At 62.8% G+C, this 20336-nt stretch carries 19 protein-coding genes; 8 read left to right on the top strand and 11 right to left on the bottom strand.

All coding sequences use genetic code 11. The features are described from left to right. Positions 1–84: 84 nt before the first annotated feature. Entirely contained in the window at positions 85–375 is a 291-nt protein-coding gene (locus AC19YS_RS03690; RefSeq protein WP_119737790.1) for a hypothetical protein, read from the bottom strand. Positions 376–586: 211 nt separating this feature from the next. On the opposite strand from AC19YS_RS03690, the gene pbpC reads away from it, so the two are divergent. The 6 genes from pbpC (at position 587) to AC19YS_RS03660 (ending at position 7837) form a co-directional block, all read left to right on the top strand. Continuing rightward, a complete protein-coding gene (gene pbpC / locus AC19YS_RS03685) occupies positions 587–2878 on the top strand; it encodes a peptidoglycan glycosyltransferase PbpC (RefSeq protein ID WP_500601214.1) in 2292 nt (763 codons plus the stop codon). A 489-nt stretch (positions 2879–3367) separates the two neighbouring features. Beyond that, the gene (locus AC19YS_RS03680; RefSeq protein WP_500600966.1) at positions 3368–3676 is read left to right on the top strand and encodes a MazG-like family protein; all 309 of its coding nucleotides are present in this window, start codon (positions 3368–3370) and stop codon (positions 3674–3676) included. Next, on the top strand, positions 3669–4418 hold the full coding sequence (locus AC19YS_RS03675) for a methyltransferase (RefSeq protein WP_124416327.1): 750 nt from the start codon (positions 3669–3671) through the stop codon (positions 4416–4418). Before AC19YS_RS03680 ends, AC19YS_RS03675 begins: the two co-directional genes overlap by 8 nt. 24 nt (positions 4419–4442) lie before the next feature. Beyond that, complete coding sequence (locus AC19YS_RS03670) at positions 4443–5045, top strand: DUF4136 domain-containing protein (protein WP_106577710.1); 603 nt, start codon at positions 4443–4445, stop codon at positions 5043–5045. A 44-nt stretch (positions 5046–5089) separates the two neighbouring features. Next, positions 5090–5647 (top strand): DUF4136 domain-containing protein, encoded by a 558-nt coding sequence (locus AC19YS_RS03665; protein WP_119737784.1) that lies wholly within the window; start codon positions 5090–5092, stop codon positions 5645–5647. A gap of 213 nt (positions 5648–5860) precedes the next feature. Next, positions 5861–7837, top strand: coding sequence for a pilus assembly protein TadG-related protein (locus AC19YS_RS03660; RefSeq protein WP_500600963.1), 1977 nt, complete (start codon positions 5861–5863; stop codon positions 7835–7837). Here AC19YS_RS03660 and AC19YS_RS03655 read toward each other — a convergent pair. Together AC19YS_RS03655 and AC19YS_RS03650 are read right to left on the bottom strand one after the other, a co-directional pair. Next, positions 7834–10566: a PAS domain-containing sensor histidine kinase gene (locus tag AC19YS_RS03655; RefSeq protein ID WP_500600961.1), complete on the bottom strand. Its 2733-nt coding sequence runs from the start codon at positions 10564–10566 to the stop codon at positions 7834–7836. The genes AC19YS_RS03660 and AC19YS_RS03655 overlap by 4 nt on opposite strands. Continuing rightward, positions 10563–11003: a TadE/TadG family type IV pilus assembly protein gene (locus AC19YS_RS03650; protein WP_106577714.1), complete on the bottom strand. Its 441-nt coding sequence runs from the start codon at positions 11001–11003 to the stop codon at positions 10563–10565. The genes AC19YS_RS03655 and AC19YS_RS03650 overlap by 4 nt, the downstream gene beginning before the upstream one ends. Positions 11004–11075: 72 nt before the next feature. Here AC19YS_RS03650 and AC19YS_RS03645 point away from each other — a divergent pair, with 72 nt between their 5' ends. Further along, a complete protein-coding gene (locus tag AC19YS_RS03645; RefSeq protein ID WP_119737778.1) occupies positions 11076–11549 on the top strand; it encodes a prepilin peptidase in 474 nt (157 codons plus the stop codon). A 126-nt stretch (positions 11550–11675) separates the two neighbouring features. Then, entirely contained in the window at positions 11676–12458 is a 783-nt protein-coding gene (locus AC19YS_RS03640; protein WP_500600959.1) for a response regulator transcription factor, read from the top strand. Positions 12459–12600: 142 nt separating this feature from the next. Here AC19YS_RS03640 and AC19YS_RS03635 read toward each other — a convergent pair whose 3' ends face one another. From AC19YS_RS03635 to cpaB, 8 genes are read right to left on the bottom strand one after another with little or no spacing between them, the layout of a single operon-like run. Beyond that, positions 12601–12870 (bottom strand): DUF3613 domain-containing protein, encoded by a 270-nt coding sequence (locus tag AC19YS_RS03635; RefSeq protein WP_119737773.1) that lies wholly within the window; start codon positions 12868–12870, stop codon positions 12601–12603. A gap of 2 nt (positions 12871–12872) precedes the next feature. Continuing rightward, the gene (locus tag AC19YS_RS03630; RefSeq protein WP_119737771.1) at positions 12873–13595 is read right to left on the bottom strand and encodes a tetratricopeptide repeat protein; all 723 of its coding nucleotides are present in this window, start codon (positions 13593–13595) and stop codon (positions 12873–12875) included. Between the two features lie 10 nt (positions 13596–13605). Beyond that, complete coding sequence (locus tag AC19YS_RS03625) at positions 13606–14499, bottom strand: type II secretion system F family protein (protein WP_106577719.1); 894 nt, start codon at positions 14497–14499, stop codon at positions 13606–13608. 1 nt (position 14500) lies between these two features. Beyond that, on the bottom strand, positions 14501–15382 hold the full coding sequence (locus AC19YS_RS03620) for a type II secretion system F family protein (protein ID WP_106577720.1): 882 nt from the start codon (positions 15380–15382) through the stop codon (positions 14501–14503). A gap of 13 nt (positions 15383–15395) precedes the next feature. Continuing rightward, positions 15396–16664, bottom strand: coding sequence for a TadA family conjugal transfer-associated ATPase (locus AC19YS_RS03615; RefSeq protein WP_106577721.1), 1269 nt, complete (start codon positions 16662–16664; stop codon positions 15396–15398). Continuing rightward, entirely contained in the window at positions 16661–17854 is a 1194-nt protein-coding gene (locus tag AC19YS_RS03610) for a CpaE/TadZ family protein (RefSeq protein ID WP_200624070.1), read from the bottom strand. Before AC19YS_RS03610 ends, AC19YS_RS03615 begins: the two co-directional genes overlap by 4 nt. Next, positions 17851–19071, bottom strand: coding sequence for a type II and III secretion system protein family protein (locus tag AC19YS_RS03605; RefSeq protein WP_106577723.1), 1221 nt, complete (start codon positions 19069–19071; stop codon positions 17851–17853). Before AC19YS_RS03605 ends, AC19YS_RS03610 begins: the two co-directional genes overlap by 4 nt. Before the next feature lie 15 nt (positions 19072–19086). Further along, positions 19087–20013, bottom strand: a complete 927-nt coding sequence (gene cpaB, locus AC19YS_RS03600) for a Flp pilus assembly protein CpaB (protein ID WP_106577724.1) — start codon at positions 20011–20013, stop codon at positions 19087–19089. Positions 20014–20336: the final 323 nt, after the last annotated feature.

The raw sequence follows: 20336 nt of genomic DNA, 5'->3' as shown, positions 1-20336 counted from the left end.
GCGGGTCAGCCAGCACATTTTGGTGGCTGATAGATCGCTATCGCAGGCAAGCCAGCTCCTACAGGGGAGTGGGGGGTTGTGAGGTTAGTGGACGACCCAGCTGAGTAGCCAGAGGCCGAGCATTAGCCAGATGACGCCCAGGATGATCGAGGCGCGCATGAAGGCGCGAACGGCCGAATACAGGAAGAGCAGGCCGATGATCAGGGTGATGATGCTGATGATCGAGGTGTCCATGCCCAGTGCGCGGGACATGCCATCGACGAAGTCGCCACCGGCATGGGTGAGCATATTGAACAGCCCACTGAAGAATTCGACGATGTAGTGGATGATCAGGCCAATCGTGTTACCCAACCATCCGAAAAAGTCTGCTTGCATAGGTGTGTCTCGATGAATAAGTGGACGAAATTGCCAGCACTGGGCCTTTGGTCGCGAAGGGTCGCGGCTAGTTCCGTGAAGCATAGAGGTTTGCGGGGTTGAATTTGCGATTTGTTGTGGGCGGGGTGGGGCCGTTGTGAGTGAGGTGACTGATAGACCGTCATCGCAGGCAGGCCAGCTCCCACATTTACTGCGCGTGGGCGTGGGTTTGGTGTTGTTGGTGATTGCGCTGTTGTGGCTGGCGGATCGTATGTGGCCGCTGCCTTTGCCCAAGGATGATTTGGCGCGCGTGGTGCTGGCCGAGGATGGCACGCCGTTGTGGCGCTTTGCCGACGCCAATGGCGTGTGGCGGTATCCGGTGCAGACCCGTGAGGTGTCGCCGTACTACCTGGACGCGCTGCTCACCTACGAAGATCGCTGGTTTTACGAGCACCCCGGCGTGAACCCGCTGGCGCTGCTGCGGGCGACGTGGCAGAACCTGACCGGCGCGCGCGTGGTGTCGGGCGGCAGCACCTTGTCGATGCAGGTGGCGAGGTTGCTCGACCCGCATTCGCGCACTTTCCACGGCAAGCTGCGTCAGCTGTGGCGCACTGCGCAGTTGGAATGGCATTTGTCCAAGGACGAGATCCTTAATCTGTACCTGAACCGCGCGCCCTTTGGCGGGACGTTGCAGGGCGTGGCGGCGGCCAGTTGGGCGTATTTGGGCAAGTCCCCGGCGCAGTTGACCCATGCCGAAGCCGCGTTGCTCGCCGTATTGCCCCAGGCGCCGAGCCGTCTGCGCCCGGATCGCCACCCGCAACGTGCCCAGCAGGCCCGCGACAAAGTGCTGCGCCGCCTTGCCGAATTCCAGGTGTGGCCGCAGTCGGCCGTTGATGAAGCCCTGCAAGAGCCGCTGCTGCTCGCCCCTCGGCTCGAACCCAGCCTTGCGCCGTTGCTGGCCCGCCGCCTCAACCGTCCGGACAGCCCGCCGCTGATCCGTACCACCCTGGACGCCACGCTGCAACGCCGCCTCGAAGACCTGCTGCTGGGCTGGCGCGCGCGGCTGCCGGAACACACCTCCGCCGCCATCCTGGTGGTGGAGGAAGAAACCATGGCCGTGCGCGCCTACCTCGGCTCGGTGGATATCAATGACGCCAAGCGCTTTGGTCATGTCGACATGATCAGCGCACTGCGCTCGCCCGGCTCGACCTTGAAACCCTTTCTGTATGGCATGGCGCTGGACGAGGGGTTGATCCACTCCGAGTCGCTGCTGCAGGACGTGCCCCGGCGTTATGGCGATTACCGGCCAGGCAACTTCTCCATGGGTTTCAGCGGCGCAGTGCCGGCGAGTACCGCGCTGTCCAGTTCATTGAATTTGCCGGCGGTGCAGTTGCTGGAGGCCTACGGGCCGAAACGGTTTGCTGCGCAGATGCGCATCGGCGGCGTGCCGCTGGCATTGCCGGCGTTGGCCGAGCCGAACCTGGCGCTGATTCTGGGCGGGGCGGGCAGCCGTCTGGAGGACTTGGTCAGCGGTTACAGCGCCTTTGCCCGCGACGGCAGGAGTGCTGCTATCCGATTACAGCCGGACGATACGCTTAAAGAACGCCCTTTACTGTCGCCAGGGTCCGCCTGGATTGTGCGGCGCATCCTCAGCGGCCAGGCGCGGCCCGACCGTGACCCGCGTGCCGAGCTGATGCAGCGCCCGGTGCTGGCCTGGAAAACCGGCACCAGCTATGGCTTTCGCGATGCCTGGGCGCTGGGTGTGGGGCCGCGCTACCTGATCGGCGTGTGGATTGGCCGGCCCGACGGCACGCCCGTACCGGGGCAGTTCGGGCTGGCGTCGGCGGCGCCGTTGATGTTGCAGGTGCATGATGTGCTGACCAACCGCGACAGCCAGCGCGGGATCAGCGCGCCCGTCAGGCCGGTGCCTGCCAATGTTGGCGTGGCCGCGATCTGTTGGCCGCTGGGCCAGCCCATGAGCCGCAGCGACCCCAATTGCCGCCGTCAGCGCTTTGCCTGGACGCTGGACAACACCACGCCGCCGACCTTGCAGGCCTTGGATCAGCCGTTGAGCGTGGGATTGATGGAAAGCGTGTGGGTCAATGCCAAAGGCTTGCGGGTGGACGCGCATTGCCCTGGCGCAGTGGCCAAAAATATCGCCTTGTGGCCGGCACCGCTGGAGCCCTGGCTGCCCAGGGCGGAGCGCCGCGAGGCGCGCATCCCGGCTGCCGACCCCGATTGCCCGCCGCCAGCGCTGGCCGCCTCGTCGCCGCTGTCCATCGTCGGCGTACGCGAAGGCGACCAACTGCGCCTGCCCGCCGCCAGCCAGCAGGCCCTGCACTTGAAAATCTCTGCCCTGGGCGGCAGTGGCCGGCGCTGGTGGTTCCTCAACGGCGCGCCGCTGGGCGACAGCGCCAATCAGGACAGCATCAACGCCAGCTTCGAACAGCTGGGCCGCTACCAGCTCAGCGTCCTCGACGAAGCCGGCCAAACCGCCCGCCTCGAATTCAGCGTCGTCGATTAGCCACCCGCCCACCCCAGCCCACCCACTCCATTGTGGCGAGCGGGCTTGCCCCGCGTTGGGCTGCGCAGCAGCCCCAGAAGACTCATGTCTCGCGTCGTCAGATTTCAGGGCCGCTTCGCGCCCCAACGCGGGGCAAGCCCGCTCGCCACAACAAGCCCGCAAACACCTATCAAATGCAGGCGCAGCCTTATCCGCGATAGCGCTCCCAGCAACCCCGCCCAAGTTTGATCTACACCCGATTCAATGCAGGCGCAGCCTTACCCGCGATGGCGCCCTCAGCAACCCCTCCCAAGTTTGATCTGCACCCGATTCAAATGTGGGAGCGGGCTTGCCCGCGATGGCGCCCTCAGCCCCCCCCCAAGTTTGATCTACACCCGATTCAACTGTGGGAGCTGGCTTGCCTGCGATGGCGCCCTCAAACACACCACCGGGATTCACTTGCCTTCATCCCTGATCCCCCCGAAGCTATACACCTTCAGGAGCCCCCGCATGAACCTCGAACACCTCACCGAACGCCTGCACCGCATCCGCGATAACAACGACTGGAAGCAGTTCCACAGCCCGAAAAACCTGGCCATGGCCGCCAGTGTGGAAATGGCCGAGCTGGTGGAAATCTTCCAATGGCTGAGCGAAGACCAATCGCGCCAGCTACCCGCCGACAAACTGGCCCACGCCGGGCAGGAAGTCGGCGATATCGTGTTGTACCTGCTGTTGCTGTGCAGCGAGTTGGGCCTGGACATGAACGAGGTGGTGCGCGCCAAGCTGGCCGACAGCGAACGGCGGTTTGCCCATGAGTGATCGTCATTTCGACCAGCTGGCCACGCGCTTTGCCGAGAAAATCTACGGCGGTGCCAAAGGCGCAATTCGCCTGGCGGTGCTCCAGGCCGACCTGATCGAAGCGCTGCCGGACCGTCCATTGCGGGTGTTGGATATCGGCGCAGGCCTGGGGCATATGTCGCTGTGGCTGGCCGAGCGCGGCCACCAAGTGACCCTGGCCGAGCCCGCCGAGCCGATGCTCGAAGGCGCGCGCCAACGCTTCGCCGACGCCGGCCAGAGCGCAACCTTTATCCATGCGCCCTGGCAAGAACTGCTCGGCCAACTCACCCAGCCCTACGATTTGGTGCTATGCCACGCTGTGTTGGAATGGCTGGCCGAACCCCATGCGATCCTGCCGGTGCTGCACCAGCTCACCGTGCCGGGCGGCTGGCTGTCGCTGGCGTTCTACAACCGCGATGCGCTGATTTACCGCAACCTGCTCAAAGGTCACTTTCGCAAAATGCGCAAGAACGACATGGCCGGCGAGAAGCAGAGCCTCACCCCGCAGCAGCCGCTCGACCCGCGGGAGTTGGCGGCGCAACTCGAGGGGCTTTGGCAGGTCGAAAGCCAAAGTGGCGTGCGGGTGTTCCACGACTACATGCCGGTGGAATTCCAGGCCCGCGCCGATGTGCAGGATTTGTTGGAGATGGAACTCGCTCACCGTCGTCACCCAAGCTTTGCCGGACTTGGGCGTTATTTGCACTGGATTTGCCGTCCGGTTTAAGCGGCCCAGTCTGCGGAGGTCGAAATGCGTCGTCTCTGTTTGATCCTGTTGTCGGTGGGCTTGAGCGCCTGCTCCAGCCCCAATCCCTACGTGGCCGCTTCCGCGCCGATGCCCCCGGCACCGGCCCAGGCGGCCAACACCTTTGATGCCAGCGCCTACCCGGCGCCGGTGCGCGACTATGGCGCCTACCGCAGCTGGGGCTGGCTCAACGGCCAACTGCCGGCGGGCACAGCCTGGGCCGACTCGGCGCAGATTGCCGAGGCGGTCAGTGGCGCGCTCGACCAGCGAGGCCTGCGACCCTTGCATGACAACCGTGCGCCCGACCTGCTGGTGAGCGCCGATGTGCGTCTGGAAAAACGGCTGCGCCAGGTCCAGGACGACTATGGCTACGGCTACGGCGGCTATAACCGCTATGGCAATGGCTACGGCATGTACAACACCGTGCCGGTGGTGCGCACGTATGAAGTGACGGTCGCCGTGGCGCGCATCAGCCTGTTCGATGCCCGCACACGCCAGCCGGTGTGGAGCACCAGCGCCGAAACCGCCAGCCAGGGCAGCCTGAGCCAACGGGCCGATGCCTTGCGCGAAGCGATGCAGAAGGCAATGAGCGCCTATCCACCCAGTTAGCAGCTATTCTCATCTCAGGCTGAATTGTCTTTTGGAGATAAACCATGTTTCGTCGCATTGCTGCACTTGCTGTTGTCGTGTTGCTGGGCGGTTGCCAGTCCAACCAGGTCAACCACGACTTTGACGCCAGCCGCGACTTCGGCGCCTACCGCAACTGGGCCTGGAAAGACCCGGCGCTGCAATATCGCCCGGATGATCCGCGGATCAAGAGCGACCTCACCGAGCAGCGCATCCGCCAGGCCGTGGGCGAACAACTTGACCAACGCGGCCTGCGTCCCGCCGCAGCCGGCACCAAGGCTGACCTGAACGTGCAGGCTTACTTGATCGTCGAAGACCGCCAGCAACAAGTCACCACCAACTACGGCGGCGCGTGGGGTGGTCCATGGAATGGCTATTGGGGCGCGCCGATGTACAACGAAACGCGCAACATCACCTACAAAGTCGCAACCATCCAGATCGACTTGCTGGACGGCAAGGACGGCAAGCTGGTGTGGCGCGGCAGTGACGAGCAGATGATGGCCAGCAGCCCAAATCCACAGGACCGCAACAACGCCATCCGCACCACCGTCAGCAAAATCCTCTCCAACTACCCGCCGCACTAAACCTTTCCCCAATTCCCTGTGGGAGGGGGCTTGCCCCCGATAGCGCAGTGTCAGTCAATAATGCTGTGACCGACCCACCGCCATCGCGGGCAAGCCCGCTCCCACATTGGATCTCCTGCAGCCTTGAGTCAGCGCATCCCTCAGCCCTTGTCTACACTCAAAGACACCCCAGGAGAGTAAGCGCTCGGCGACTCGCCGGCACAGGAGTGCTCGATGTCTCCCCGATTTCATTGCAAGCAGCGCGGCGCCATTGGCTTGATGGCCGCCGGCGTATTGGCGGTGGTGTTGGCGTTTACCTTGCTGGTGATCGACAGCGGCCGTTTGTACCTGGAAAAGCGCAAGTTGCAAGGCGTGGCGGACACGGCAGCGCTGGAAGCTGTCAGCCGCAATGGCACCTGCCTGGCAGGGTTGAGTGCGGCGGCCTACGCCGGGCAAAGCGTGGCGCGCAATTATTTCGTGGTGGGCAACGGCAACACCCTGGTGACCAGCTGTGGCTCCGTCACCACTGGCGCCTCGGGCCAGCGCACGTTCAGCGCAAACCCCGCGCTGTCGTCAGCCATTCAGGTAGTGGCCAGCAAAACCGTCACGACCAGCGTGGCCGGCGGCGTGTGGGCGCTGTTTTCCGGCAACCCGGTCAGCCTCAACACGGTCCTGTCAGCCACGGCGGTGGCGGCCAAGCCCACGCCATCCTTGGCCCAACTGACCATCAACAGCACGTTGGCCAGCGTCAACACCGCCAGCGCAAGCCTGTTGAACCCCTTGTTCAGCGGCTTGCTCGGCGGCAACCTCAACCTGACACTCGCCGGCTGGAATGGCTTGCTCAATACCAATATCAGCCTGCTCAGTTACCTCGACCAACTGGCGATCAACCTGGGCGTGACCGCAGGTAACTACACCCAACTGCTCAACACCAATGTCACCGCCTCGCAGTTGATCCAGGCCGCAATCACGGTGCTCACCGCCAACGGCGCGACGGCGGATGTACTGACGGCCCTGGGCAGCTTGAAAATCGCCGCCATCAACCAGGCCCCGCTGACCCTCGGGCAGATCCTGCAGTTGCAGACGGGCACTACCGCCGCCGCGCTGAATGCCAACCTGCAGGTGTTCCAGCTGATTCAGGGCGTGGTGCAGCTGTCCAACAGCCAGAGTGCGGCTGCCGCGACCTTACCCGTCAGCCTGCTGGGGCTGGCCAATATCACCACGCAGGTCAAAGTGATCGAGCCGCCGCAACTCTCGGCGATTGGCGACCCGGCGTTGGCCGCGGCCAACCCCCAGGGGCCGAATGCGATTTATGTGCGCACTGCCCAGGTGCGCACCGAGGTGACGGTCAGCCTGCCGGTGCTGAGTAGTTTGTCGGGGCTCACCACGGCTGTGAATAACCTGGTGGGGCCGCTGACGCCGGTGATCAACAGCCTGTTGAGCCTGAACCTGGTGAGCACGATCAACTCGGCGCTGTGTTTGCTGGGGGCCGGCTGCCAACAACTGGACCTGCTGGCGTTGCCGGGCAACCTGCCGCTCAATATCGTGCTGGATGCCGGCGGCGCCAGCAGCTATGTCACCGCCTACAGTTGCCCGACGGGCAGCGCTGGCACCAAGAGCCTGACGGCCTACACCACCACCTCGCTGGCGTCGCTGAATGTGGGCGCTGTCACCAATGCGTTTTCCAGCACCTTGCCGATGACCGTGGCGCCTTTGGCGCTGATCGATATCGGCACCAAGACCTGCCATGAAATCCTCGGAATCGGCACTTGCGGTACGCGTGTACCGTTCGCCGGCGGTGGCGTCGCGATCAAGGTGCTAAGCCCGATTGCGGCGAGCAATCAGACCCTGGTGTTCTCCAGTACTGCGCCGTTCGCCACGCCACCTAACGTGGGCCTCACCCCGACCTATCAGGCTGCCGCGCCGGCAACCAATGTGGTCAGCAGCCTGTCGACCACGCTTAATGGCGTAGGCATTACGGCGTACCAGCCGGTCGGCAGTAACCCGTTGGGCGCGCTGGCGGCAAGCGTCGTGTCGCTGCTCGGCGGCGTCAGCGCCATCGTCACCCCGGTGGTGGACAGCCTGCTGGGGCCGCTGCTCAACCCGATCCTCAACAACCTGTTGAACATGTTGGGCATCAGCCTGACGAATGTGAACGTGGGCGCCAACCTGACCTGCGGCCAGACCGGCGAGGCCTACCTGGTGATCTAAACGTCGGTGGCCCTGGGCAGTTCCACACAAAACCGCGCGCCGTGTTCGCCATTGCTGACGCTGAGGCGTCCGCCCATGTTTTCAACGATGCCGTAGCTCACCGACAGGCCCAACCCGGTGCCCACGCCAATCGGCTTGGTGGTGAAGAACGGTTCGAAGATCCGCTCGAGCAAGCGCGGGTCAATGCCCCCGCCGTTGTCCTCGACCCAGATGCGCACGTGGCGGCTATCGTGTTCGGTGTGCACGGCAATCCACGGGCGCAGCTCAGGGTTTTTTTCGCGCTGGCCCAGCAGGGCATCGCGGGCGTTGACCATCAGGTTGATCAGCACCTGTTCAAGCTGGTCGACGTAACCTTTGACCTGCACGGGAACGTCCGCCTGGGTCAGGCGAACTTCCACGCCTTTGCCGCGCAGGCCTTCGCTGAGCAGCGACAGGGTGCCCTCAACTGCCTGGGCCGGGTCGAACGGTTGCTGCTCGACCTCCGAGCGGCGGCCAAACACGCGCATATGGTCCACCACCCGGGCTGCGCGTTGAACCTGGGCGTCGATGCGCTGGAGTTTTTCGGTGAGGTAATCGACCTGCACGTCGCCATTGCCCAGGCGCTTGAGCACATTGACGACGGCCATGCGCATCACGTTCAGCGGCTGGTTGATCTCATGGGCCAGGCCGGTTGCCATTTCGCCGAGGGTGGCCATTTTTGCGCTTTGCGTCAGTTGCTGCTGCGAGCGACGCACTTCGGTGTTGTCGCGGCCCACGGCCTGCACCTCGACCAGGGCACCGTGCTCATCGAACACGCCGCGGTCCGACCAGACCCACCAGGCGTGTTCGCGCCCGGGCAGTTGCAGGCTGATTTCGGCGGTGCTGACTGGAAACTCCGGGGTCAACTGCCCGATACGCTGCACAAACGCCTCGCGCTGTTCGGCTGAGAGCCAGTTGCCCAGGTTCAGCCCGCGCAACTGTGCGGGCCGGCATTCGAGGTAGTTGGCCAATGGCGTGTTGCCGAAGGTCAGGGTCAGGTCCGGGCGGTAGCGGCAGATCATCGCCGGGGAGTCTTCCACCAGAATTCGGTAACGCTCCTCGCTGTCCTTGACCTGTTGCGCGGCCAAGGTCGCGTCGGTGACGTCCAGCCACAGGCCAATTGCTTCCACCGGCAGGCCCAGGTCGTCGCGCAGCAATTTGGCTTCGTCGAGCAGCCAGTGGTAATCGCCGTGTGTGTCCTGCACACGGTAACGACTGCGCACGCTGCCTTCGCGCAGCAGTTGGCGCGTGCGCTGAAAGTACAGGTCGCGGTCGTCGGGATGCACCCATTGCACCAGGCTGTCGTGGCTGCACTCGGCCAGGGTGCGGCCCAGCAACGGCAGCAGGCTGTCACTGAAAAACACCGGCAGCAGAGCGCCGTTCACGTAGCGCTGCACGTAGATCACCGCCGGTGAGCTGGCAATCAGGTTATCCAGGCGAGCATGGGCGGCATCGGCTTGCACCTGCTGGTTCTTGATGTCGCTGATGTCGAGCATGAACCCGACCCAGCGGCGTTGCTCACCCACGCCCAGCACTTGGCCCTGCACGCGATACCAGGTGGGCGGTTGGGCGCTGTCGCCACGGTTGAGGCGTACGCTGGCGAGCAACGGCTTGCCCAGGGTCTGCAGGTCGCGCAGGCGGCTGTGCAGTTCCTCCCGGTCGGCGGGGTGGATGAACGCCAGCCAGGTGTCGAGGGCTTGCCGGGTTTGGGCTTGCTCTGAGCCGATATTGCGCATCAATTGCGGCGCGAGTTGGATTTCTGAACTGGCCGGCAGCAACTCGAACCAGCCGGTGCCCAGCAGGCCTTGCAGGGCTTCCAGGCGCTCCAATTGTTGGTGGTGGCGTTGCTCGCGCAGGCGGCCGAGCAACGGCGCGGCGAGGGCGGCGGCGAGGTTCAGCCAATCGCGGTCGCGCATGTGCGGCTGGCCGTTGTACGCGCCGCACATTAACCACGCGGCCACGCCCTGGCCATCGCGATACGGCACCAGAAACCCGTCGGCATTGCTGAATACGCTGTGCAACCGCGGGTGTTCTCCGCGTCCATAAGGTGCCTGCAAACTCAGCGGGGCAGTGCCGTTGAGGCTGTCCAGGCAGGTGCCGAGGCGCTGCCCGTCGTGCCAGAACAGGGGCGCATCGTGGTTGGCGTACTGGCTGTAGATCACCCAGTCCTGGTCCTCTTGATCGAGCAGCGCGAGGGCCACGCACGGGATGCGCCAACGTTGCGCCACGCTGGCCAGCTGTTCGTTGAACACGTCGGGCAGCCGGCTGAGGCTGCACACACTCAGGTGTTCACTCACAAGGCTGGCCAATTGCTGATTCTGTTCGCGCTGCTCTGCCAGGTGCCGGCCATTGAGCAAATCGCCGATGTCCACGGCATGCAGCAGCCAGCCGTTATCCTGGGCTTCAATCGTGCCTCGCGTTTGCAGGACTTGCCCGGCGACGCCGCGAAAATCCAGGTCGAGGCTGTGGCGCTGCCAATCGGCAGGAACGCCTTCTACCACCCTCGCGCTGTGGGCACACAACAGGTCCAGGAGGGGCGGTGAACCTGTGTACTGCGCCAGATGTGGACGCAGTGCACCGCTGATTTCGAGCACGCGGCCGTGCGCGTCCAACCACAGGTGCAGCCCGGCGGCATGCGGCGCAGGCGTGTCCAGGGCCAGCGCGCTGCTTCGGCCGAGCAGGCGCCCGAAGAATTTGTCCCCCGAGGTCAAAACTGCAGGCTCGAGGTGGCCTGCAGCGTCGTCGGCAGCTGCGGTACCGTGCCGATGCCGGGCAGGACAATAAACGGCATTACCGCCTGCAGGTTGGCTGTGGGGTAGTTGATCTTCACTAACAACAAGCCGCTGTTGAAGGTGGTGGTAACTTGCGTGGCGGCGTCGAATTTGTAGGCGGGCGGGATCCACAGCAAACGGTTGGCGACTGCGGTTTTGGCGGTGTTTTGCACGGCGGCGGCGTAGCCCTGCATGTTGGGGTCCAGCGCCACGCTCAGCCGCACGGCTTCTGCCGTCGCCTGGTTGAACGACTGCAACAACAGCAGCGGCAGGCTATAGCTGACCATGCCGTAGAACACGGCAAAAAAAATCACGAACACAGCAATGAATTCGATTGCTGCCGCGCCTTTTTGCTTATCCGGGAGGCTTGTTTTCATCACCGCGTCTACCCTGACGGCTACTACTTGATATCAGCATAGAATCAATCGGCAAAAAGGGATGTTTTTTACGTGATCCATGGCGCAGTGGTGATGGTGTGGTTGGTGCTGTGTGCAGCGCAGGATGTTCGGCAGCGGTTACTCGCCAATCGTCTGACGCTGGGCGTTGCCTTGTTGGCGATGATCTATCTGTTCTGGACGGGTACCACGTGGCTGGGGGCGTCGACCGGGCAGGGGCTGTTGGCGTTTTTTCTGGCGCTGCTGCTGACCTTGCCTGGCTACGCCGTCGGTCGTCTGGGCGCGGGGGACGTAAAGCTGCTTGCAGCATTGGCGTTGGTGTCGGATGCGAAGTACTTGCTGTGGTCGTTTGTAGGGGCGGCAGTCGCCAACTTAGTCTGGCTGATCGTTGCGCCAACGCTTTGGCCGCATATGAATCAACATCTTAAAAAGCACATGGGCTATCTGGCGCCCGGTGTGTCAAAAAAGCAGCCATTCGCCCCGTTTTTACTGGTGGGTTTTAGTGTTGCGTGGTTTTGGATCCATTAGTCGTCAGGGGGGATTAACGCTATGTACATAGTCAGAAAGTACGTCTACGTTTAATGAGTAGATATACGGGAATATGTGTCGTAAAGGGATGGTCAATCTTTTGGCTTGAAATGCATGGAGTAGCGCGTGAACAAGCTTACCTCTGCGGTAAAAGTGCTCGTTGTCGATGATCAGCCGCTGATCGTGGAAGAGCTCTGTGAATTTCTTGAAAGCAGCGGTTACCGCTGCGTCCCATGTGAATCCAGCCAACAGGCCCTGAAGCGTTTCAGCGAAGATGCCGACATCGGCCTGGTGCTGTGCGACCTGCATATGCCGGAGATGGATGGCATCGAGTTGGTGCAGGCCCTGCAAAAAATCGCCGGTAAGCAGCGCGCGTTCGAAGCCATTATGTTGACCGGTCGTGCCGACAAGCAGGATGTGATCAAGGCCCTGCGCGCAGGCATCGCGGACTACTACCAGAAACCGATCAACCTGCACGAGTTGCTCGAAGGCTTGCAGCGCCAGGAAGCCGCGCTGCAAGAGCGCAAAAAGGACCTGCAGCTGGGTAACTTGAACCAGAAACTGCAGTTTCTTTCCGAGTCCATCAACGACCTGTATCAGGACCTCGATAAAGTGCGCAGCAGCCGGCCTGGGGGGGAAAGCGACGAGGTGTCGGCCGAGGACGCCGGGCCGCTGGAAATCCCGGCGATCTTCAACCAGTTGTCGCCACGCCAATTGGATGTCGCACGGCTGGTGGGGAAGGGGCAGACCAACTATCAGATTGCCTGCGAATTGGGCATCACTGAAAACACGGTGAAGCTGTACGTGTCCCAAGTACTGCGCCTGACGCACATGCACAACCGCACGCAATTGGCATTGGCGTTATCGCCAAATAATTCAGCGCTGCGCCAGCGAGTGACGGCGCACTGATCTGCCCGTTTAAACTCGGTCAAAATGTGGGAGCGGGCTTGCCCGCGATGGCGGTGGATCAGTCACGGCTGTATTAGCTGAAACACCGTCATCGCGGGAAAGTCCGCTCCCACCTGTTGATGGAGACCTGGCAGGTTTTTTCTCAATTACTCCCTTGAGTTTTGCCCCCCACCTTCTGATCGAAATATTCCGGAATCGGATACTTGTAGCTGTCCAGTAAACGCTGGTGCGCCTTGTCACGTTCGGCCGCAGAGGCCTTCTGGGGCGTTTGCGACGCCGCGCTGCCCGTGACCTGCAGCGTCAGCCATTGCTCGGTCAAGGCCTGCTGCGGCGACGACGGGCCGGGCTCGATGGCCATGGCGCTGAAGGGCAACACGAGCATGGCCAGGCTGGCGAGATAAGGTGTTTTCATCATCAATTCCTCGGGGGGCTTGCGGCATCACTGACGGCGGCGACTTGATCCTTGGCTTTGGCGACGGGCGTGCCTGAGCCTTTGAGTTTCTCGGCGCGGGCCTGGGCCTCAGTGACTTGCTCGGGGCTCAGGCCCATCTGGCTGACCAGTTGCGCGGCCTGCTTCCAGTTGTCCTGATAAATCAACAGCGTCACCAGGTTGACCGCCGCCAGCGGGTCGCTTTGCTTGAGTTCCATGGCGGTCATGAATTCAAAGCGTGCGTCTTCCAGGCGCAGTTGGTTGAGGTACACCACGCCCAGGTCATTGCGGATTTTCTCGTCGGTAGGCGCCAGCCGGGCGGCGCGTTGCAAGTGGGCCATTGCTTGCCCGTTATCGCCCTTGGCCGAAGCGATCTGCCCCAGGCCGTGTTCGCCTTCGGCGGCCATGCAGGTGCCGATCAGGCTGCGGTACAACGGCTCGGCTTCGCTGCGCCCGAGCAGGCGATAGGCCTTGGCCTGGCGCAGGCGCACCTGGGGCAGATTGGCCGGCAAGCTTTGCAGGTTGGCGAGGCTGGCGTGCAGCTTGCCGTCGCCGGCCATTTCATCGGCCAGGTTCAGCGACAGCTCCTGATCGGAACTGGGCTTGGGGCAACTGCCGGTGCCGGTAAACGCGCCCCACGGGGTTTGGCCATTGGTGGCGCAGCCACTCAGCAGCAACAGGCTCAAACCGGCTATCAAGGCTTTCATCGGGCGCTCCTCATAAGTTACTCAAGGCCCGGGTGATGCCAATAAAGGCGGGCCCCCCGAGCACGATCAGCAAGGCGGGAAACAAAAACACCATCATTACCACGGACATTTTTGCCGACATCTTCGAGACGAATTCCTGGATCCGCGTGAGGCGTCGGTCGTCGAGCAATTGCTTGAGCGACAGCAGCGATTTCATCGCGCCGCCGCCTTGCTGAACCAGTTGCTGGAGGATGGTGCAGGTGTCGGTGAATTCATCCACGGCCAGCAGCCGAGCGGTCTTGCCCAGTTCCTCGCTCAGCTCAAGGCCCGAGTCGACCCGTGTGAGGATCAAGCGCAACTCATGGGTCAGCGCCGGCAACAGACGTTGCGCTTCAATGCTCAGCACGCGCAGCGCTTGTTCAACCGCCATGCCGGATTCGAAAAGGATGCGCAGCAGCGGAATGAAGGTCGATACCTCGCGGGAGATGCGTTGCTGGCGCGCCTTGGCGGCCCTGGCCAGAATGCGCTTGGGCAACAGATAACCGATGCCGAGCGCCAGCAACGGCGCCAGCCACGGCGAGCCGGTCGCGGGGTACATCACCTCCTGGACCACCAGGGTAATGATCAACAGCAGCAACGGCGTACCGACCTGGAAGGCGGCGAACATCGAGCGCTGGTTGGCTTTGCGCCAACCGACACGGTTGAGCAGGATCTGGGTTTCGTTGTCCAGGCTCACCGAGCGTTGCGCGAGCGGGCTGCTACCCAGCTGGCGCATCAGCGTGCCGAACGTGTGTTCGCGCGCCATCTGGCCCTGCAAACGTTGGGCAACCAGGCGCTGGCCGCGCCGGTGTTTTATCAGGTTGGCCAGCACCAACCCGAGGGCGGCGATGAACAGTACAGCGCTGATCAGCAGTGCAATCGCCATCTCATACGCTCCGCAACATGCGCCACAAGGTAAAGCAGCCCAACAACTGCATCACCAGCGCCACGAACAACAGAATGCGCCCGGTGCCGTCGTTCCACATGGTCATCAGGTACGCGGGATTCACCGCCAGGAAGTAGCCGATCATCGAGATCGGCAGGGCCGTGAGCACATAGGCCGTGACGCGCGTTTCGCCGGTCAACGCGCGCAGCTGGCGGGCAGCTTGCTCACGTTCGCGGATCATCTTGATCAGGTTTTCCAACAGCTCGCTGGCGTTGCCGCCATAGCGGTGGTTGACCTTCAAACCCAGCGCGAACAGGCGAAACTCATCGCGCTCGTAGAATTCGGCAAAGTCGTGGGCCGATTCCGGCAGGCTCACGCCCAGTTGCACGTTGCGCCGGATACGGCCCATGGCTTGTTGCAGCGGGTCTTCGGTAATCTCGATGCCGCCCAGCACCGCGTCGGCCAGGGTTCGCCCGGCCTTGAGGCTGCGCACGGTGTGGTCGAGCAATTGCGGCAGTTGTTCGATCATGCGCTTGATCCGCCGTTGATAGCGCCAGGCGATGTACAGGCGCAGTAACAGCAGCGGCAACACCAACATCACCAACAGACCGATCCAGCCGGCAACCAGCAGGCCCAGGACTGCGCCCAGCGCCCAGATCGCCAGCCACAGGCCGAGGTTGTCACTGGGTTTGCCCAGGCCTGCGCGCAGGAACATGCGCTCCACGCCGCTCCACTGGCTGTTCTCTTCGACGAGCTGCGGCTGGCCTTCGGCGAGGCGGCCGAGCACGCGTTCGGTCTGGGCGCGGCGCAAACCGATCTGGAAGGAGCGAATCGACAGGCCGATCAGAATCAGGCAGATGAGCAGCAGGATGGCCCCGGTCATGCTTGCGTCCTCTTCAAGGCAGTAACGGTTCGCGGCGCAGTTTTTCACCGGCCGGGTTGACCGCCTCGCGCAGGAAGCCGAAGCCGGTGCGCCGGTCATGGCGGAACAGGGTGTTGGTCACGTACACGTCTTCACGGATGCCCACCACCTCGACCACTTCGCTGACGCAACGGCGGCCGTCCGGCAGGCGGGTCAGTTGAATCACCACGTCCAGCGCCGCACAGATCATTTGTCGCAGGGTTTTCTCCGCCACCACACGGCCGGTCAAGCCCACCAGGGTTTCCAGGCGCAGCAACGCGTCTGCCGCGTTGTTGGCGTGCACGGTACTCATGGAACCGTCGTGGCCGGTGTTCATGGCGGTCAGTACATCAAGCACTTCCACGCCGCGAATCTCACCCAGAATGATGCGGTCGGGGCGCATCCGCAGGGCGTTGCGGATCAGGTCGCTGGCTTTCACCTCACCATGGCCCTCGGCGTTCGGCGGGCGGGTTTCCAGGCGCACGACGTGAGGGTGACCCAGTTGCAGTTCGGCCACATCTTCGATGGTGACGAGCCGCTCATGCGGGTTGATCAGCTGACTGAGAATATTCAGCAGCGTGGTTTTACCGGTGCCGGTGCCGCCGCTGATGAGGATGTTGCAGCGCTTGCCCACCGCTTCCTGGAAGAAGTCGAAGATATTCTGGTCGATGGTCTGCATGGCCACCAGGTCGCTGCTCTTGAGCATGTCCTTGCGAAATTTCCGAATCGACAGGCACGGCCCGTCCAGGGCAATCGGCGGGATGATCGCGTTGACCCGGCTGCCATCGGGCAAGCGCGCATCCACCATGGGCGAGGACTCGTCCAGACGCCGGCCCAGAGGCGCGAGGATGCGCTGCATGACGCGCTCCACGTGGTGCGAGTCGATAAAGCGCAGGTCACTTTGATGCAGCAAACCGTCACGCTCGATAAACACCCGGTGGGGGCCGTTGACCAGGATTTCCGTCACCGACGGGTCGCGCAGCAGCACTTCCAGTGGGCCGAAACCGGTCAGTTCATCGACGATTTCTTCGGCCAGGCGCTCCATTTCATAGCGCGAGATCGCCAGGTGCATGCGGTTGATGTATTCGGCCACTTTGTCGATGACAAATTGCGCCAGCAGCGGGCGTGAGCCTTCCAGCAGATTCTTGCCCGACTCTTCGATGGCATCGATGATGTACCGATGCAGCACCAACTTGAGCCCATCGTGGTCGGTGTTGCCACCGATGCCGCGAGCGGGGGCGCCGAAGAGTTTTTCGCCGTTCATTTGCCGGTGCCCAGCAGGCGGTCAAGCCAGTTATGAGATTGTTTTTTCATGCCTTCGGAGCGTTTTGCCAGGCGTTCGCCCAGGGTTTTCAGGCCAAGGGTCAGCGGTTCTCGCGGGGCCAGGGCGAATAAGGTCTGGCCCTGGTTTTTCGCATTCAGGCGTACTTCCGGGCTCAATGGCAACACGGCGATTACCTCCAGCCCGAAGCTCTTTCCCAGCGCCTCGGAATCGGGCGCGCAGCTTTTGATATAGCGATCGACCAGCAGCTTGGCGTGCTCCAGTTTCATGCCTTTTTCGCGCCACTGGTTGAGTATCGCGAGGTTGCGACGGCAGTCGAGTACGCTTTGATCGGTGCACCACAGCAGCTTGTCGCAGTGGCTGACAAAGGTGCGCAGCGCTTCACTGTCCTGCTGGCCGGCGAGGTTGACCACGATGTGCTGGAAGTGCTGGCGCAGGGCGCTGAGCAGCATGTACAGCTCGGCAGCGCTGGTCTGCTCCAGGGGCTCATCGTTGGGGGCGTAGGCGAGGATGCGCAGGCCGTCCTCGGCAGAGGTGAAGGCGCTGTTGATCAAGGTCGCGTCCAGCCGCCGCAGGTGGCGCAGGGCATCGCCAAAATTGAACGAGCTTTCCAGCCCCAGCAGCGCCAGGCTGTCACCGCGTGGCAGGCCCAGGTCCAGCAGCAGGGTTTGCTGGCCGCTCTTTTGTACAACCAGCGCCAAGTGACCTGCGAGCAGGGCGCCGTCGGCATTGCTTTGAGTGCCGTACAGCACCGTGAGGCCGCCCAGTTGGGCGTTGGTGGTCACGGGCGGCAGGCGTTTACTCAGGCGGCGCACCAGCCCGGCCACCTCGCTGGAGCGTGAACCATAGGCGACAAAATCCCGCGCCCCGGCGCGCATCGCATTGAGCACCAACTGGTTGTCCATGCCGTCACCGAGGGCGACGATGGCCAGCATCGGCTTGGCTTCCAGCGCGCCTTCGATCAGCGCGCTCTGGGCCACCACATGCTCGCGGTCGAGGCCGACAAACACCAGGTTGGCGAAGGTCACATCGACCAGCGCCAGTAACTCGTCCAGCGTACCGCTGCCGGCACTGACCACTTGACCAAGCGGTGCCAGCGCGCCCTGCAGCCACTCAAGATCAGTGGTGTTGCGGGTGATTGCCAGAAAGGTCTGGCTCAGGCTATCGCTCATTGTGACAACCCATTGTTGCGGTCGAAATTACCGTTTTCCAGGAAGTACAGGCGGTACCAGTTCGGGTCGTAGTTACGCAGGTTCTCGCCAGGCAACGACGGCAGTTGAGCGTTGGCGGCCAGCGGCTGAACCAGGTGCGGCGTGACGATCATCAGCAGCTCTTTGTCCTGGCGGTTGACCGAGGAATCGCGAAAGAACGCGCCCAGGATCGGGATGTCGCCCAGGCCCGGAAACTTGCTGATGTTGGTGGTGTTGTTGCTGCTGATCAGGCCGCTGATCACGAAGCTTTCGCCATCGGCCAGGGACACGCTGGTGTCGGTGCGGCGGATGGTCAGCGCCGGTACCTGGATGTTTTGAATGACCACGGCGTTGGTGTAGTCCAGCTCGCTGACTTCCGGCGCCACCTTGAGGGAAATCCGGTTGCGGTCGATGACGGTGGGGGTCAGGGTCAGGCGAATGCCGAACTCTTTGTACTCGATCGAGATGGTGTCACTGCCACTGCTGGGCACCGGGATCGGGATCTCGCCCCCGGCGAGGAAGGTCGCGCTTTGCCCGCTCATGGCCACCAGGCTTGGGCGTGCCAGGGTGTAGGCAAAACCGCTGCTTTCCAGGGCGTTGATCATCGCCGAGACACGCCCGCCGCCAAAGCCGATGTTGAACTGGTCAGCGCTCACCGGCAGCTTGAAGGTGCTGGGCGTGGGAAATAACAGGTTGGGGCTGCCGAGGAAGAAGTTCTTGCCCATGCCCAGGATCTTGGTGCTGGCTTCCTTGAGTTTGGTGCGGCTGACCTCGACAAAGCGGATGTCGGTCTGCACCTGGCTGGGCAGCGAGGGGTCATCCGCGGGTGCCAGTGACAGACTGGTCAGCGCCGCTGTGGCCTTACCTTTGACGAACACCATGCTCTGGCGCGGCGTGTTGGAGCAGGCGGTCCAGACCATCAGGCTGGTGGTGCCGGAGGCGATGCCGGTCAGCAGGAAACCGCGATCGCCGTTGAGGTGCACGTCGGCGATTTTCGGATCGCCGATGGCCAGGCGCGTGATCGCCACCGGTGATTGCAGCTCCTGTTGCAGGCCTTCGCCCACCGAAAGGGCTGCGGGTAATTGGCCCAAGCTACTGCAGTTGCCGGTGGCGGCCACGGCCCCGCCCACCGACAGGTTCGACAGCAGCAGGGCACAGGCAATTTTCAGCGTGAACACCGGTGCGAAACGTCGGCTCATGCACAGCATCCTTGTTCAATCAGGCGTTTGTTGGGTTGCTTGGTTGCCGCGAATCACCTCCACACCGGTGCGGTGCGGAGCGCTCTGGGCGACTTTTTTCGGGGCTTGGGCAAAGGCCAGTTGCGTGAACTGATAGAGGTCGCGGTTGGCGCTTTGCAGCTTGCCCGGTGCGTCGCTTTCGCCGGCCCAGTACTGGCTCAGCAAGCGTTCGTCGGCACTGCGCACGGCCAGGCGCAACGTGCCGGCCTGGGAGGCGAGCATCAGCCGGCTCAACAGTTGCTCGGGCACCGCCAGCACAACCGTGCGCGAGGGCGCGCGGCGTTGGGCTTTTTCTTCGGCGGTCATCGCAGGCGGGGAGGCGGGAGTGCCGTCGTTGGTCAGGCCCATTTGGTCGCCGACGCTGAGCAAGCGCATGGCGGGGACGACCACTTGGGCAGACTGTTCAAGGTTGGCGGTGTCCTGGCGCAGATAGAGCAACACGTCCACGTAGTCGCCGGGACTCAACTGGCCGGCTGCGCCGATCACTTCATCCACGGCCACCGCCAGGGCGCGTTCGTCGGGGCGGATCATGCGCGCCAAAGGCCCGCCAGGCGTGAAGCTTTCTTCGTTGAGCCAGGTGCCGGCCTGCAACGCGCGCCAGGGCGTGCGGCCAATGGCCTGGTCGACACTGGTCATGCTGCCAGCTGGCACCGTGCGCAGTTTTTCTACACTGAGGTCGGCGGCATTCAGGGCGACAAAGGGGGGGACATCGTGGGCCAGCACGACCACCGGCTGGCGGGTCTGGTCTTCCACCACGGCGACGGCCTTTTCGACCGGCGCGGTCTGGGGCGGCGGTGGCGGCGCCGGGGCAGGTTCACGACTGAGCACCAATCCCCAATAACCGGCAAACAGTGCGCCGACCAAAAGCACGCCAGCCAGTATCATACTCAGACGTGTGTTCACGACGGCTCTCCTTTTCCTGTTGCACCACAGCCCGTCTATCCGAACAGGCCAATCACGCAACCGGCTGCTATGAACAGCTGACTAACTATTTCGCTATTTGAAGGTAGTTCAGCTAGGACGAAATGCCATTACTGACAGAAAGATTTCTTCGTGGGGCCGGGTTCAGCCTTTGAAATCACGGATTTAAGGCGTCAGCAAAGCACCCACTACTTTGTGATTAATCCGTTCTTACAGTTGTGAGTGTGGGGTTTGTTGACAATGCTCAGATGGCACATCGCAATTACTGTGCAGGACACCGTGATAGGGCGCCTGGTCGCCAAAGG

Source organism: Pseudomonas sp. MF08831, assembly GCF_059862645.1.
Note: the sequence above shows the minus strand (reverse complement) of the source record. Positions and strands in the feature narration are given on the sequence as shown.